The organism is Pseudomonas californiensis, assembly GCF_021147775.1.
Lineage (GTDB): Bacteria > Pseudomonadota > Gammaproteobacteria > Pseudomonadales > Pseudomonadaceae > Aquipseudomonas > Aquipseudomonas californiensis.
The window spans coordinates 160,073-174,771 of the sequence record NZ_JAGTPK010000011.1 but is presented as its reverse complement, the minus strand read 5'-3'; the positions used below and the strand labels follow the sequence as shown (position 1 = coordinate 174,771).

Below are 14,699 nucleotides of genomic sequence, written 5' to 3'. Positions count from 1 at the left end.
CGCTTTCATATCTGCAAGGGACGCTTCTGATGCCATCGTTCGATTTCAAGCAACTGGACGTTTTCAGTGACAAGCCACTGCTGGGCAACCCCTTGGCTGTCGTGCTCGGTGCGGATGGTCTGAGTGATGAACAGATGGCGGCGTTCGCACGCTGGACCAACCTCAGCGAAACCACTTTTTTGCTCCAGCCTGTGGATCCACGCGCCGATTACCGTGTACGGATCTTCACCACGCTTGAGGAGTTGCCGTTCGCCGGCCATCCGACACTGGGCACGTGTCATGCCTGGCTGGAAGCGGGCGGAATTGCGCGTGGCGATGAAATCATTCAGGAATGCGGCATCGGTCTGGTGCGGATACGAAAGGAAGGCACACAACTGGCCTTTACCGCGCCGCCGTTGTTGCGTTTCGGCGCAGTAGACACCGAGGTAATCGAGAGGATTCGCCACGGTCTGGGACTCGCTCATGGTGCTGTCCTTGACGCCCGCTGGGTGAGCAACGGCGCTGACTGGATTGCGATTCGCCTGGCGGACCGCGCCAGTGTTCTGGCTTTACAGCCGGATTATTCACAGCTGAGCGGACTTAAATTCGGAGTATTTGCGCCCTGGGATGTTCGGGTGGACGGCGACGAGGCGCAATTTGAAGTACGTGCCTTCGTGCCAGGCGATGGAATGCCCGAAGACCCGGTGACCGGCAGCTTGAATGCCGGCATTGCCCGCTGGCTACTCAGCGAAGGGCTGGCGCCGGACAGCTATGTGGTCAGCCAAGGCACTGCCATGGGGCGCAAAGGCAGACTGACGATCACAAAAACAGGTGACGACATTTGGGTAGGCGGATCAACCGTGACCTGCATCAATGGACGTGTTTTGCTCTAGGCTCTGTACGAAAAGTGGCTGCGCTCGGTGATGCTGCGTTAAAAACAGGCTCAGAATGCTCATTTACAGCCAGTAGACTCCGCTTCCTCGCCTGTTTTTGCCTTGCCTGACCTTCGCTCGCCGACTTTTCGTACAGAACCTAAGACCTGACTGACGAGAGAGCAAGCTTGTTGGCGAAGGCTGATGCATAGCCAGCGCATATGTAACAGATGTACCGGGCGTCTTCGTGAGCACGCTCACTGAAGGGGGTGTACTGAGGTTCTTGCATGGGGGGGGCGCAAGGGCCCGGTTCGCGGATGTTCAGGCTCCGGAAGTCTTGATTTTCTTGCCCCTTCTGGCAGCAATATCGCTGGCCTGACCATCGCGCTGTTTGCCGGTCCGGGCCTGGCTGATGAGTGCCGGGATCAGCGGACCTTCGGGCAGGTTTTTCCAGAAGCGTGACGGAAAATGGCCTTCCATGACCTTGGGGTTCAGCCGCGCCGGGTTGAAGATGTGGCTGTAATAGGTCAGCCACAGCTCGCCGTGTGGGTCTTCTACCTGGCGAGCCATTGTGGCCCATGCTTGCGGGCAGCGACGCTCATGAATCAGTTGCTTGCCGTCGTAGTAAACGCCGTCCTGTGGCGTGGCAATCAACCAGCGATGCTGACCCATGCGGCCGATGAAATGCTCGCTGGCGCTGTGCAGGATGTCGTGGGCCGGTTCATGCCAGGCGACATACTGGGGGCGCAGTATTTCTGCCTCGTTGTCCGAAGGTGGCAGCGCGACGAAGCGCAGGAACGCATGCAGGTGATGCGCCTCACGGCTGATCGACTTGAGGCGACGATGCAGTTCACTGCCCAGCTTGTAGCCAGCCATCATGGCGGTTCGATCACCATGGCTGACGCGCCACAGCACTTCATACAACAGGCTCCAGCGCTGTTCACCCCGGTAGCGCGATGCGCTTTGCAGCAACTCAAGCAACGCAAGCGGGGCACGTGCCTGAAAGGGGCCTTGGGTCTGGGGAAGTTCTTCATCACTGGCAAACAGGTCAGCGGCGTCGGGTGACGTCCAGCTGACCCGACTCGGGTCGATTTCATGACTCAATAGCCAGCGAGCCTGCTGGCGCCAGGTGTCGAACAAGTCGTCGCAGTCCAGGCAGATCATCCCCACAGGCCCATCTGTTGTGGCTGTGGCCGGTCGCGCAACTGGTGGTGCAGCAGCTCACTAGTGGTTTCGGCCTGCGGCGGGTGGTAATCACTGGTGATGATGAACGGCTTGGCCTTGGCCAGCACGCAGCGCATGCGGGTCAGGTCTTCGTAACGAATGCGCCGCTGCCTGCGCAACTCGACCAGCCGTTGTGTGGTGCGGATGCCGATCCCCGGCACGCGAGCGATCAGCGCCGGGTCGGCATTGTTCAGGTCCAGCGGAAACACCTGCCGATTGCCCAGGGCCCACGCCAGTTTCGGGTCGATATCGAGTGCCAGATCGCCTGGGCCGTTGAGCAGTTCGCCTGCGGTGAAACCGTAACCGCGCAACAGAAAATCAGCCTGATACAGTCGGTGTTCGCGCATCAGCGGCGGGGCGGCCAGCGGCACGCTGTTGGGGCTGTTGGGGATCGGGCTGAACGCAGAGTAGTAAACCCTGCGCAGCTTGAAGTTACTGTAAAGCGACTGTGCGCTGTGCAGGATGGTGCTGTCGTCTGTGGCGTCGGCACCCACAATCATTTGCGTGCTTTGCCCAGCAGGTGCGAAACGCGGTGAGCGCGGTTCGTTGCGCACGGTCTGCTCGCCAGTGTAGATCGTCTGCATCGCCTGCTTGATGGAGGCGACGTCTTTTTCCGGCGCGAGGGTCTGCAGGCTGAGATCGGTGGGCAGTTCGATGTTGACGCTCAGTCGGTCTGCATAACGGCCGGCCTTTTCGATCAGCGCAGGGTCTGCGTCCGGAATCGTCTTGAGGTGGATGTAGCCACGAAATTCGTGCACTTCGCGCAGCAGGCGGGCAACTTCGACCAGTTGCTCCATGGTGTAGTCCGCCGAGCGAATGATCCCCGAACTCAGGAACAGGCCGCTCACGCAATTGCGGCGGTAGAAATCCAGCGTCAGGGTGACCACTTCTTCAGGGCTGAAACGGGCACGCGGCACGTCACTCGAGCGACGATTGACGCAGTACTGACAGTCGTACAGGCAGAAATTGGTCAGCAGGATTTTCAGCAGCGACACGCAACGGCCATCAGGCGTGTAGCTGTGGCAGATACCCATGCCGTTGGTGGAGCCCAGCCCGGATTTATTCTGAGAGCTGCGCTTGGGGGCTCCACTGCTGGCGCATGACGCGTCGTACTTGGCGGCGTCCGCCAGAATGCTGAGCTTGTCGATGAGCTGCATGAAATGCCCCTATTACTGTGTGCATGTACAGTATAGGGTCGGCTGGTCAGGCACAAGTACCGTATAGCGTTACAAGCCCTGGCTGGTGCGGATCAACTCATACGCCTTGCGTGCCAGCGGGTTGACGGTGTTGGGCCTGATCCACAGGTGGTACGTGACGTCCGGCATGCGTGGCAATCCCTCTCTTTCCCCGAGGACGCGCATGTCTGGCCCAAGCATCTCCATGCTGCGCGGGGTGACACCCAGGCCTGCACGCGTTGCCGCCTTGATGCCGATCAGATTGGACGCCAGGTACGCCTGCCGCCACGGGATATTGGCCGCTTCCAGCGCTTGTAAGGCATAGCGCCGATAAATGCTGGGTTCGTCCACCAGAATCAGGGGCAATGGTTCGCCCGGCACATGAATGTACTGCGCCGAGCAGATCCACCAGACGGGCGAGGTGCGCAGCGCAAAACCTTCCAGCGTCGGATCTTCGCGGGTAGAAATCACCATGTCGACTTTGCCGCGATGCAGGTCTTCCATCAGGAACGGGCTGCGCCCGACGTCTATCTCCAGGCGCAGTTGCGGTGCCGAGCGGGCGATATGGCTGAGCAGCGGCGGCAGGATGGTGTCGGCAATGTCATGCGGTGAACCGATGCGCAAGACGCCGCTGAGGCTGTTTTCGCGCAATGAATTCAACGCGTCGTCGTTGAGCGACAGCATCTGTCGGGCGTGGCGCAGCAGTTGTCGGCCGGGCTCTGTGAGTTGCTTCTGGCGTCCCTGTTTCTGAAACAGCGTCACGCCCACTTGTTGTTCCAGACGCTGCATGTGCTGAGTGACTGACGACTGCGTGCGCGACAGGCTGACGCCCGCTTCAGCAAAGCTTGGGTGATCGACCACTGCCACGAAAGTGCGCAGCAGTTCCAGGTCCAGGGTTGAAGGGGAGCGAGGCAGATCAGGCATGAGCTTTTGGACCGATTTCATATCAGGTTGGCAGGTAAATACATTACGGATCTTTATGGATGCTGTGTAGTTCTTTCAGAGTCGGCAAAGAAAGCCCAGCAAATACGGGGCATGCGTAAGCGTCAAGCGCAGAGCCGCACTGAAAGTTATAACCATATTTGATATTTGAATTTCCGTTAAGCCACGGCGATCCGTAGTGTCGCGGCATCAGGTCGGGGTACGCCGATCATCTGCCAGGGGAAATCCATGTCGCACACTCGCTCAACCGTCTCTCGTTTTCTTCCGGCCCTGTTGGGGGTTGTGTCTGCCATGGCGGTCAGCGGGGCAGTGTGGGCTGATGCAACGCTGGACAAGATCCAGGAGCGTCATCGTCTGGTGGTCGGTGTGCTGCTGTCCGGTGGGCCGTTTGGCTCCATCGATCCGGCCACGCGAACTCCGGAAGGCGTCAATGTGGACCTTGCTCAGGACATCGGGCGCAGACTGGGCGTCGAGGTCGAATTGGTGTCTGTACTGACCGCCAATCGCGTGCAGTTTCTGCAGCAGGGCAAGGTCGACCTGCTGATTGCAAACATGGAGTGGACGCCGGAGCGCGGGCAGTTGCTGGGCTCGGTGCCCACGCCTTTCTATCGAGTGGGTGGCACTGCGGCAGTGCTCAAGGACAGCAAGATCACGCGCTGGGAAGACCTCAAGGATCAACCGGTGTGCACGTCTCAGGGCAGCAGCTACATCAAGCCGCTGACCGGGTTCGGTGCCCAGTTGAAGGCGTTCAAGAGTTCAGCCGAGTCCTTGCTGGCATTGCGTGGCAGCAACTGCGTCGCCGCCGTGCATGACGCTACGCTGATCAACCCGTTACTCGCCAGCAACCCTGAGTGGAAGGATTACCGCGCCATTACCCCGGAACTCAACCCGGCACCGTCGGTGATCTGGACCCGCTCCGGCGAAACCGATACCCAGAAACGTCTCGACAGCATCGTGCAGGACTGGCATCGCACCGGCTGGCTGATCGACGTCGAAAAGCGTCACAACATCACCCCTGCATCGCCTGCGCTGGTTGAGTTGCATGAGCAATTCAAGGGCGCCTGATCGTCGCGCCCACGCCTTCAATTCCCTGGCCGACGCGCAGTGTGTCGGCCCTCAAGGAAGACCCTCATGAACCGTATGTTATCGATCAAGACACTGACCGCACTAGGGCTGATCCTGTGTGCCGGTTTTGCCCAGGCCGACGCGACACTGGACAGGATCAGCGAGCGACACAAGGTCAGCGTCGGCGTGATGCTCAGCGGCCCGCCATTCGGCACCATTGACCCGGCAACCGGTGAGCATCAGGGCTATAACGTCGAGCTCGCGAAAGAGATCGCCAAACGCCTGAATGTCGATGCAGAAACGGTGTCGGTACTGGCGCCCAACCGCGTGCAGTTTCTGCAGCAGGGCAAGGTCGACCTGTTGATCGCCAACATGCAGCTCACCGAAGAGCGTGCGCAGATCCTCGACTACGTGCCGACCCCGTACGAAGAAGTGGGTGGCGCGGCACTGGTTCGCAAAGGCGCGGGCATTACGCGCTGGGAAGACCTCAAGGACAAGCCGGTTTGCGTGTCGCAGGGCAGCAACCTCATCAAGCCCTTGCAGGAAGTGTACGGCGCCCAGATCAAGGCCTTCCGCAGCCAGTCGGAGTCTCTGTTGTCGTTGCGGGGCAATGGCTGTGTGGCGGCAGTGCATGTGAGCCCGACCATGCGCACCCTGCTGGGTGAGGGCGAATGGTCTGATTACGAGTTTCCGTTACCGACCGACCTGATCCCTTCGCCGTCGGTTATCTGGGTGCGCAAGGGCGAGTCTGATCTTCAGGCGCGTCTGGATGCCATCGTCCGCGACTGGCACCGCAGTGCCTGGTTGATCGAGTTGGGCAACCGTACCGGAATGGCGCCGTCGTCTGCGCTGCTGGCGCTGCACGAAAAATATCGTAACGCTGCACCGCTGGCCGTTGCACCGTGAGTGAGCAGCTGTTCGAGGCGTTGCAGAACGTGCTGGGCGACCGTCACGTGCAACGTGCTGACGAATCGCGTGAGCGTTTGATCGACAAGCAGGCGCGCTACATCGGGCAGGTGGTGGCGGTGGTTCACCCAGCCGATACCGGGCAGGTTGCAGCGGTGGTCCGGCTGTGTGCGGCACATGCGGCACCTGTGGTGGTGCAAGGCGGCAATACCGGGTTGATGGGCGCCGCGACGCCAGACGCGAATGGCACGGCGGTGTTGGTGCTGCTGGACCGCATGAACCGGGTGCGCGAGGTTGATGTCGACAACGACACACTGACTGTCGAAGCCGGATGCGTGTTGCAGCATGTGCAGGACATTGCGCGTCAGGCGGACCGCCTGTTTCCGTTGACCTTGGGTTCACAGGGCAGCTGCACCATCGGTGGCAACCTTGGCACCAATGCAGGCGGCAATGCAGTGTTGCGCTACGGCAATATGCGCGAGCTCACGCTGGGGCTGGAAGTGGTCACCGCCCAGGGCGAAATCTGGAACGGGTTGCGCGGTCTGCGCAAGGACAATACCGGTTATGACCTGCGCGATCTGTTCATCGGCAGTGAAGGTACGCTGGGCATCATCACGGCCGCCACGCTGAAACTGTTTCCACTGCCAAAGGCCGTCACCACCGCGTTTCTGGCCTTCGATTCGCTGAGCGATGCGGTCAGCTTTCTGTCCCATGCCAAGGCGGGTTTTGGCGCAGGCCTGACGGCCTTCGAATTGTTGAGTGCCGATTGTCTGGCGTTGTTGCGCGAGCAGTTCCCGGGCGGTGCACAGCCGTTTCGTGATGCACCGCAGTCCTGGTTTGCCTTGCTGGAGCTGTCTGACAACCACAGCCATGAACACGCCCGGGCATCGTTCGAAGCGGTGTTGGGGCAAGCCTTTGAGTTCGGTCTGCTGGCCGATGCGCTGATTGCCGAGAGCCTGGCCCAAAGCGCGGCCTTCTGGCTGTTGCGCGAAAACCTCAGTGACGCGCAGAAACGCCATGGACGAAACATGAAGCACGATATCTCCGTGCCGATTTCCCGTGTGGTTGAGTTCGTGTCCCGGACAGACGCGTTATTGCAGAACCATTTCCCCGGTGTTCGTAACTTCACCTTTGGCCATCTGGGCGACGGCAACTTGCACTACAACGTCGCGCACCCGCTGGGTTGCAGTATCGAAGCGCACATGGCCCGTTATGCCGAGCTGAGTCAGATCGTGCACGACAGCGCGCATGCCCATGGCGGATCGATCAGCGCCGAGCACGGCATCGGTCAGCGCAAGCTGGAGATGCTGGCACACTACAAAAGCCCGGTAGAGCTGGACCTGATGCGCCGTATCAAGCAGGTGCTGGACCCGCTCAATCTGCTCAATCCTGGCAAAGTGCTGGAGGCTCGGGCATGACTTTCATTCTTTCAAAACGCGTGCAGCGGGTCTCGCTATCTGCCAACGCGGCGGCCAGGTCGCAGGCAACGGCATTGCGCGAAGCCGGCTTGGACATTCTCGACCTGACCACCGGCGAGCCCGACTTCGATACGCCGTTACACATCAAGGCAGCGGCCTGCGCGGCCATCGAGCGGGGTGATACCAAATATACGCCGACGCCCGGCGTACGCGCAGTGCGTGAGGCCGTCCGACGCAAGCTCGCATGGGAAAACCGGCTGGACTATTCGCTGGATTCGATCGTGGTTGCCAATGGCGCCAAGCAGATCATCTTCAACGTATTTGCCGCGACCCTGAACGATGGGGACGAGGTGCTGGTGCCAGCGCCGTATTGGCCTTCATTTCCAGACAGTGTGCGTTTCAACGGCGGCGAACCGGTATTGATCGAATGCGGTCTGGAGCAGGGCTGCAAGTTGACCCCGCTGCAGTTGGAGCAGCACATCAATGTGCGGACTCGCTGGCTGATTCTTAACAGCCCCGGCAACCCCAGCGGCGCGGTGTACAGCGAAGCCGAGTTGCTGGCGCTGGCCGACGTATTACGACGCCATCCGCAGGTGCTGATTTTGCTGGATGAACTGTACGAACACATTCGTTTCGATGGGCAAGTGCCGCTGAGTCTTCTGAATGTTGCCCCGGACCTTCAGCCGCGTTGCCTGTGGGTAGGCGGTGTGTCGAAGACCTACGCCATGACTGGCTGGCGCATCGGTGTGGCGGCCGGGCCGAAACGCCTGGTCGATGCGATGGCGGTGGTGCAATCGCAGTCGACATCCGGTGCATCGTCCATTGGCCAGGCCGCTGCGCTGGCAGCCTTCGAGGGAGGTCTGGATTTTCTGCCCGGGCAGGTGGCGGCCTATCGGTTGCGGCGTGATCTGCTGGTTGAATCACTCAGTCAGGTCTCTGGGCTTGAAGTGCTGATGCCGCACGGCGGCTTATTTGTATTTGTGCGTTGCGCGGGGCTTTTGGGACGTCGTCGGCTGGACGGCCAGCGTCTGGACAGCGACGCCGATGTGGTCGCCTGGCTGCTGGAGTGTGGGGTGGCCAGTGTGGTGGGCAGTGCCTATGGCCTGTCGCCGTGGTTTCGCCTGTCCATCGCGACGGCGACTGAAACGGTCCGCGAAGCTGGACGGCGTATTGCGCTGGCCTGCGCACAACTGCATGAAGGAGACGCGTCATGAGCCATTGGCTTGAAGTGTTCGTGCGCTGGACCGCTGACCTCGGCCTGAACTATGCCTTTCTGCTCGATGCCTATCAGCGCGGCACGATGCTCGATGGCGCGCTGACCACCGTGTGGCTGTGCCTGTTCACAGGGATCGGCAGCCTGCTGGTCGGGGTTGTTCTGGCGTCAATGCTGACCTCGGGCAAGCCGTGGCTGGCGACCCCGTCGCGGATTTTCATCGAAGTGACCCGGAACACGCCGACACTGGTGCAGCTGTATTGCGCGTTTCTGGTGCTTAACATGTTGCTGACCCAGGCCGTCGGTGCCGCCAACCCGTTGACCCCGTTCGCCTGGGTGGTGATTGTGATTTCCCTGCACAAGGGCGCATTCCACGCCGAAGCCTTGCGTGCCGGTATCGAAGCCGTACCCGCCGTGACGCTGGAAGCGGCCAGCTCGCTGGCGTTCAACAGCCGACAGTTGTTGTGGAACGTGCAGTTGCCCCTGGCGCTGCGTTTTGCCTTGCCGTCACTGGTCAACAACCTGATCGATCTGGTGAAGATGACGGCAGTGGCCTCGGCCATCGCGGTGGGTGATATCACTTACGCCTCGATCATGATCTGGACCCAGAGCGACAATGTGCTGGAACTGATGATTCTGATCCTGAGCTTCTTCGGGCTGCTCAGCTTTGCGGTCAATTGCGCAGGGCGCGCCCTGGAAACCCGCTTGAGGATGCCCGGCTATGGACATTGATTCTTCGGTCGCAGCGCCAGTCGCCTGGCCACGACGTCATTTGTTGTTGGGGGCGGCTGCGCTGCCGGTGGTATTCGTGCTGGTGTACTGGGCCGCAAACAGTCCGGCGTTCAGTGCTTTGATGCAGTGGTCACCCGCACTGGCCGCAGGGTTCGGCAAGAACATCTTGATCAGTCTGGTCGCGATTGGCCTGGGCTCTTGCTTCGGTCTGATCCTGGGCGCGCTGGGGCTTTCGCCGTTTCGGATTCTGCGTTTGCCGGCACGGATCTGGGTGCAGGTGTTTCGCAATGCGCCGTGGCTGGTGCTGATCTACTTTTCGACGTACGTGTTTCCGTTCGAGATCAGGATTGCGGGCAGCTACATCTCCTTTCCGGACTGGGTCAAAGTCACCATCGGCCTGGCATTGCCAGCCAGCGCCAATGTGGCCGAGATCTTTCGCGGCGCCGTGGCGTCGATCCCCAGCGCGCAATGGGAGGCTGCACGTTCGCTGGCGTTCACGCGCGGGCAGATCTTCCGTTCGATCATCCTGCCGCAGTGCCTCAAGCGCATGTTGCCGCCCTGGATGAACTTGTATGCGGTGATCACCATGGGCACTGCGCTGGCTTCGCTGGTGGGCGTGCATGACGTGATCGACACCGCGCAAATGGCCAGCAATACCGTCAACCAGACCGGCTTCACGGTCCTCGTCTACCTGAGCCTGCTGGTGCTGTTTTTCGCCTATTGCTACCCCATCTCCCGCTTGACCCACTACCTGGAGCGACGTTATGCCTTCCTTTGATCCTGTCGCCGAGCCGCTGGTCAGCCTGCGTGATCTGCACCTGTCATTCGGCAGCAATCGGGTGCTCAAGGGCATCGACCTTGATGTGCGACGCGGCCAGGCAGTGTCGATCATCGGACCGTCCGGCTCGGGTAAATCGACCATCCTGCGTTGCATCACCGGCCTGCTGAAAGCGCAGCGCGGCAGCATCCGGGTAGGTGACACACGCGTTGATACGCTGAGCCGTGAGGCCGAGCACGTCGAGTTGCGCAAGCGCGTCGGTTTTGTGTTTCAGCAGTACAACCTGTTCCCGCATTTGTCAGTGCTGGAAAATCTGGTGATCGCACCGCGCAAGGTACTGGGCCTGGAGCGCGGCGAGGCCGAGAAGCAGGCGAGGGCGCTGCTGGCCAAGGTGCGTATGGAGCACAAGGCGGATGCATACCCAGGGCAACTGTCCGGGGGGCAGCAGCAACGCGTGGCCATCGCGCGCGCGTTGACCATGCGTCCGGAACTGATCCTGTTCGATGAAGTGACCTCCGCGCTGGACCCGGAAACCGTGGATGAAGTGCTGGCGGTGATCCGCGAGCTGACTGAGGAGGGCATGACCTGCGTATTGGTGACCCACGAGATGCGGTTTGCCGAAGAGATCAGTGACCTGGTGTATTTCACTGAAGACGGTCTGATTGTCGAGCACGGCAGCGCCGAGCAAATCTTCCAGCGCCCTATCAGTGAGCGCACTGCCCAGTTTCTGCACCACGCGCTGGGGGATTCCGGACGTCGACGTTCGAGGGCGGGTGACCCATTCCTGCTGAGCAATATCAGCCGCTACAGCCTGTCCGTTTAAGCCTTTGCGACAAGACCGCCTACGCCTTGAATGACGTGCGCGACCGCCAACCGAAAGAAACCGGGAGTAACTGAATGAGCCTTTCTGACCGAACCCAGGCCATCGAAGCATTTCTGCAAGAAGTGCGAGTGATCCACCAGCGCGGCTTAGACCGTGCGGCCCTGCAGGAAATCGTTGCGCTGCTCGAAACGCTGGCCGAGCGGCATGACCTGTTCAACTTCGCCGAGTTTCCGGCTCCGGTGCCAGGCGAGGGCGACACTGCGTTCCGTTATCGCCTGAACGACGATGGCGAGACCCCGACGCTGTACATGAACTCGCTGCTGCCCGGCAAAAGCACGGTGCCGCACAACCATGAAACCTGGGCGGTGATCGTCGCGGTGCAGGGGCAGGAAATCAACTATGTCTGGGCGCGCACCGATGACGGCAGTGATCCGGCGTTTGCCCGACTGGAACTGGAGCAGGAAGTGGTGGTTCAGCCCGGCACGCCGATCAGTTTTCTCGGCGATGACCTGCATGGCATCAAGGTCGAAGGTGAGCAGCCCACCTTGCATTTCCACCTGTATGGCCGTCCGCTGGAATCGCTCAACCGCCGTTTCGGGGTCAACCCGGACGGGCGCGTACTCAATTACAACGCCTCACAGATGGTGCCTTCGATCCGCGCCTACTGAAGCGTCGGCGCAATCGTTGCGCATGTGCAACGGCGGGCGTCGGCCATCGCCTTGATCCCTTCAATTCACTGAGCCCCTCATGAGCCAGACCATCAGCGCAGATACCCTTCAACAATGGCTGTTCGACGGACAGGAAATCGCCCTGTTCGACGTTCGTGAGCATGGCCAGTACGGCGAAGCGCATCTGTTTCATGGGGTGACGCTGCCCTACAGTCGCCTCGAACTGGATATCCGGCGACTGGCACCCAACCCGGCCGTGCGGTTGGTGATTTACGATGAACACGGCAGTGATGTCGCTCCACGGGCAGCCCAACGTTTGAAGGCGTTGGGCTATCGCACCGTGTACATTCTCGAAGGTGGCGCGCAGGGCTGGCAGGCCTCGGGTCGCCAGCTGTTCGCCGGGGTTCATGTGCCGTCAAAGGCGTTCGGTGAGCTGGTCGAGCAGATCAGCCACACGCCGCATGTGAGCGCGACCGAACTGGCGCAGTGGCAGGCGCGTGGCGAGCCATTGCTGGTGCTCGACGGCCGGCCGCTGGATGAATACCGCAAGATGACCATTCCCGGTTCAGTCTGCTGCCCCAACGGCGAGCTGGGCTATCGCCTGCCGGAGCTGGTCAGGGATGAAAGCACGCCCATCGTGGTCAATTGCGCCGGCCGAACCCGCAGCATTATCGGCGCGCAGACACTGATCGATCTGGGCGTGAAAAACCCGGTATATGCCCTGGAGAACGGTACTCAGGGCTGGTACCTGGCCGACCTGCAACTGGAGCACGGCAGCGCCCGGCATTACCCGGATCAGGTGTCGGCTGACCATCATGGGCGCCAGCGTGAAGCGGCGCACGCCCTGGCCCAACGTGCTCAGGTGCAAACCGTTGATGCCGAACAGGTGCGACGCTGGGCGAGCGAACCGGATCGCAGCCTGTTTCTGTGTGATGTGCGCACTACTGAAGAGTTTGCTGCGGGCAGTCTGCCAGGCGCGCAGCACACGCCGGGCGGCCAGTTGGTGCAGTCGACCGATCTTTACGTGGGTGTGCGTCAGGCCCGGCTGGTGGTGCTGGATGCCGAAGGTATCCGGGCACCGATTATTGCCGGTTGGCTAAGACAGCTCGGGCACGATGCGTGTGTGCTGGCTCAGGGTATCAACGCAGATCTGTCGCTGCCAGCCTGTGGTGAAGAGCCTTTGCCTGCGTTGCCGGTGATCAGTGTTAAGGCGTTGGTCGATGCGCAGAAAGATGCCGCAGTGGCCGTGATTGATCTGCGCCCGAGCATGAGCTACCGCAAGGCGCACATCGAAGGCGCCCGCTAGTCGATTCGTTCGCAGCTGGCCGGGGCGCTGGCACTGGAAACCCGGCCGGTGGTGCTGGTGGCCGACGACCCTGCGGTCGCACAGCTTGCCGTTCAGGAATTGCCCATAGCCCAGCGACAGCAGGTTCGCCTGCTTGAAGGCGGGGTTCAGGCCTGGCAAGCCGCAGGCCTGCCTGTCCAGGAAGACAATGGCAGCCTGCCGGATGCCGATTGCATCGACTTTCTGTTTTACACCCATGATCGGCATTCAGGCAACAAGGACGCCGCACGTCAGTACCTGGCGTGGGAAATCGGCCTTCTCGGACAAATGACCGAACAGGAAATCGCCAGCTTCAAACCGCTTCAGCCCACCCCAGCGCACAACGGCCAGACGCCGGTTCGCACGCGTCTGGTTCACGCTGCGCGCACCGCAAAAGGTAGCGGGGCGCGAGGCGTCAACGTGCCGGTTACGCGCCTGAGCACGGTGTTGTTCGACAGTCTCGGTGAGATGCGCGACGTGCGTAAACGCCGGGACAGCGAGCGGCTGCTGAGTTACGGCGCGCGGGGCAACCCTACCGCGTTTGCCCTGGAAGACCTGGTCACGGAGCTGGAAGGTGGCTACCGCACACGCCTGTTTGGCACTGGGCTTGCGGCCGTGGCGCAAACCTTTCTGGCGTACCTGCGTCCCGGTGATCATGTGTTGCTGACCGACGCGGTTTACTCGCCGGTCCGGCGGCTTGCTCGCGAGTTTCTTCAGCCGTTCGGGATCGAAGTGAGCTATTACGCCGCCGATGGGCAAGGGCTGGAAGCTCAGCTGCAAGCCAATACGCGCATGGTCTACGCCGAAGTGCCGGGCTCGTTGCTATATGAACTGTGCGATTTGCCAGCGATTGCCGCATTGTGCAAGCCGCGCGGTATCCTGCTGGCGGTCGACAACACCTGGGGCTCGGGCTACCTCTACAGGCCACTGGCATTGGGCGCGGACATTTCCATCATGGCGCTGACCAAGTACCTGTGTGGGCACAGCGATGTGGTGATGGGCAGTGTCTGCACCCATGAGTCGGTCTGGCCGCAACTAGGACGCATGAGCGACACGTTTGGCAACGCAGTCAGCCCTGATGATGCGTGGCTGGTGTTGCGTGGCGCACGCACACTGGCGTCGCGCATGGACACCCATGAGCGACAGGCGCTTGAGGTGGCGCACTGGCTGGCAGCCCATCCACAGGTCAATCGTGTCTTCCATCCAGCGCTGCCTGAACACCCGCACCACGCCCTGTGGCGGCGAGACTTCACCGGCAGCAACGGGCTGTTGTCGTTTGAGTTGAAGGATAGCGACGCCGGATTGCCCGAGCGCTTCATCGGCGCGTTGCAGCTGTTCGGTCTGGGCGCGTCCTGGGGTGGCTACGAAAGCCTGATTACCGTGGCTGACGTCAGTGATCGCGACAGTGCGGCGGACAGGGCGTTGAACAGCGTGCTGCGGTTGCACATCGGTCTGGAGGACTTGTCGACATTGATCGACGACCTGCAACGGGGGTTTGCAGCGTGTCTGTCGCCAGTCGATCAAGGATGAATGTTATTTAATAACATTTCATTGTGCGGCGTGTAATACTGTAACAAATA

The 14,699-nt window shown here is 60.9% G+C and carries 12 protein-coding genes and 1 pseudogene; 10 read left to right on the top strand and 3 right to left on the bottom strand.

Going from position 1 to position 14,699, the window contains the following annotated elements:
• The first annotated feature begins 29 nt into the window (after positions 1–29).
• Complete coding sequence (locus KDX37_RS13325) at positions 30–872, top strand: PhzF family phenazine biosynthesis protein (RefSeq protein WP_231653170.1); 843 nt, start codon at positions 30–32, stop codon at positions 870–872.
• Positions 873–1,172: 300 nt separating this feature from the next.
• On the opposite strand, the gene KDX37_RS13320 is transcribed toward KDX37_RS13325, so the two are convergent.
• The 3 genes from KDX37_RS13320 to KDX37_RS13310 form a co-directional block, all read right to left on the bottom strand.
• A complete protein-coding gene (locus tag KDX37_RS13320; RefSeq protein WP_231653169.1) occupies positions 1,173–2,015 on the bottom strand; it encodes a TIGR03915 family putative DNA repair protein in 843 nt (280 codons plus the stop codon).
• A complete protein-coding gene (locus KDX37_RS13315) occupies positions 2,012–3,232 on the bottom strand; it encodes a putative DNA modification/repair radical SAM protein (RefSeq protein WP_231653168.1) in 1,221 nt (406 codons plus the stop codon). The genes KDX37_RS13320 and KDX37_RS13315 overlap by 4 nt, the downstream gene beginning before the upstream one ends.
• Positions 3,233–3,301: 69 nt before the next feature.
• On the bottom strand, positions 3,302–4,174 hold the full coding sequence (locus KDX37_RS13310; protein WP_231653167.1) for a LysR substrate-binding domain-containing protein: 873 nt from the start codon (positions 4,172–4,174) through the stop codon (positions 3,302–3,304).
• 246 nt (positions 4,175–4,420) lie between these two features.
• Here KDX37_RS13310 and KDX37_RS13305 point away from each other — a divergent pair, with 246 nt between their 5' ends.
• The 9 genes and pseudogenes from KDX37_RS13305 (at position 4,421) to metC (ending at position 14,649) form a co-directional block, all read left to right on the top strand.
• Positions 4,421–5,257, top strand: coding sequence for a transporter substrate-binding domain-containing protein (locus KDX37_RS13305; RefSeq protein ID WP_231653166.1), 837 nt, complete (start codon positions 4,421–4,423; stop codon positions 5,255–5,257).
• 66 nt (positions 5,258–5,323) lie between these two features.
• Positions 5,324–6,163: a transporter substrate-binding domain-containing protein gene (locus KDX37_RS13300; RefSeq protein ID WP_231653165.1), complete on the top strand. Its 840-nt coding sequence runs from the start codon at positions 5,324–5,326 to the stop codon at positions 6,161–6,163.
• Complete coding sequence (locus KDX37_RS13295) at positions 6,160–7,581, top strand: FAD-binding oxidoreductase (RefSeq protein ID WP_231653164.1); 1,422 nt, start codon at positions 6,160–6,162, stop codon at positions 7,579–7,581. Before KDX37_RS13300 ends, KDX37_RS13295 begins: the two co-directional genes overlap by 4 nt.
• Positions 7,578–8,795: an aminotransferase class I/II-fold pyridoxal phosphate-dependent enzyme gene (locus tag KDX37_RS13290; RefSeq protein ID WP_231653163.1), complete on the top strand. Its 1,218-nt coding sequence runs from the start codon at positions 7,578–7,580 to the stop codon at positions 8,793–8,795. The genes KDX37_RS13295 and KDX37_RS13290 overlap by 4 nt, the downstream gene beginning before the upstream one ends.
• The gene (locus KDX37_RS13285; RefSeq protein ID WP_231653162.1) at positions 8,792–9,526 is read left to right on the top strand and encodes an amino acid ABC transporter permease; all 735 of its coding nucleotides are present in this window, start codon (positions 8,792–8,794) and stop codon (positions 9,524–9,526) included. Before KDX37_RS13290 ends, KDX37_RS13285 begins: the two co-directional genes overlap by 4 nt.
• Positions 9,516–10,304 (top strand): amino acid ABC transporter permease, encoded by a 789-nt coding sequence (locus KDX37_RS13280; RefSeq protein ID WP_231653161.1) that lies wholly within the window; start codon positions 9,516–9,518, stop codon positions 10,302–10,304. The genes KDX37_RS13285 and KDX37_RS13280 overlap by 11 nt, the downstream gene beginning before the upstream one ends.
• On the top strand, positions 10,291–11,127 hold the full coding sequence (locus KDX37_RS13275) for an amino acid ABC transporter ATP-binding protein (RefSeq protein WP_231653160.1): 837 nt from the start codon (positions 10,291–10,293) through the stop codon (positions 11,125–11,127). The genes KDX37_RS13280 and KDX37_RS13275 overlap by 14 nt, the downstream gene beginning before the upstream one ends.
• A 74-nt stretch (positions 11,128–11,201) precedes the next feature.
• A complete protein-coding gene (locus KDX37_RS13270) occupies positions 11,202–11,795 on the top strand; it encodes a cysteine dioxygenase family protein (RefSeq protein WP_231653159.1) in 594 nt (197 codons plus the stop codon).
• 79 nt (positions 11,796–11,874) lie between these two features.
• A pseudogene (gene metC, locus KDX37_RS13265) lies at positions 11,875–14,649 on the top strand (cystathionine beta-lyase).
• Positions 14,650–14,699: the final 50 nt, after the last annotated feature.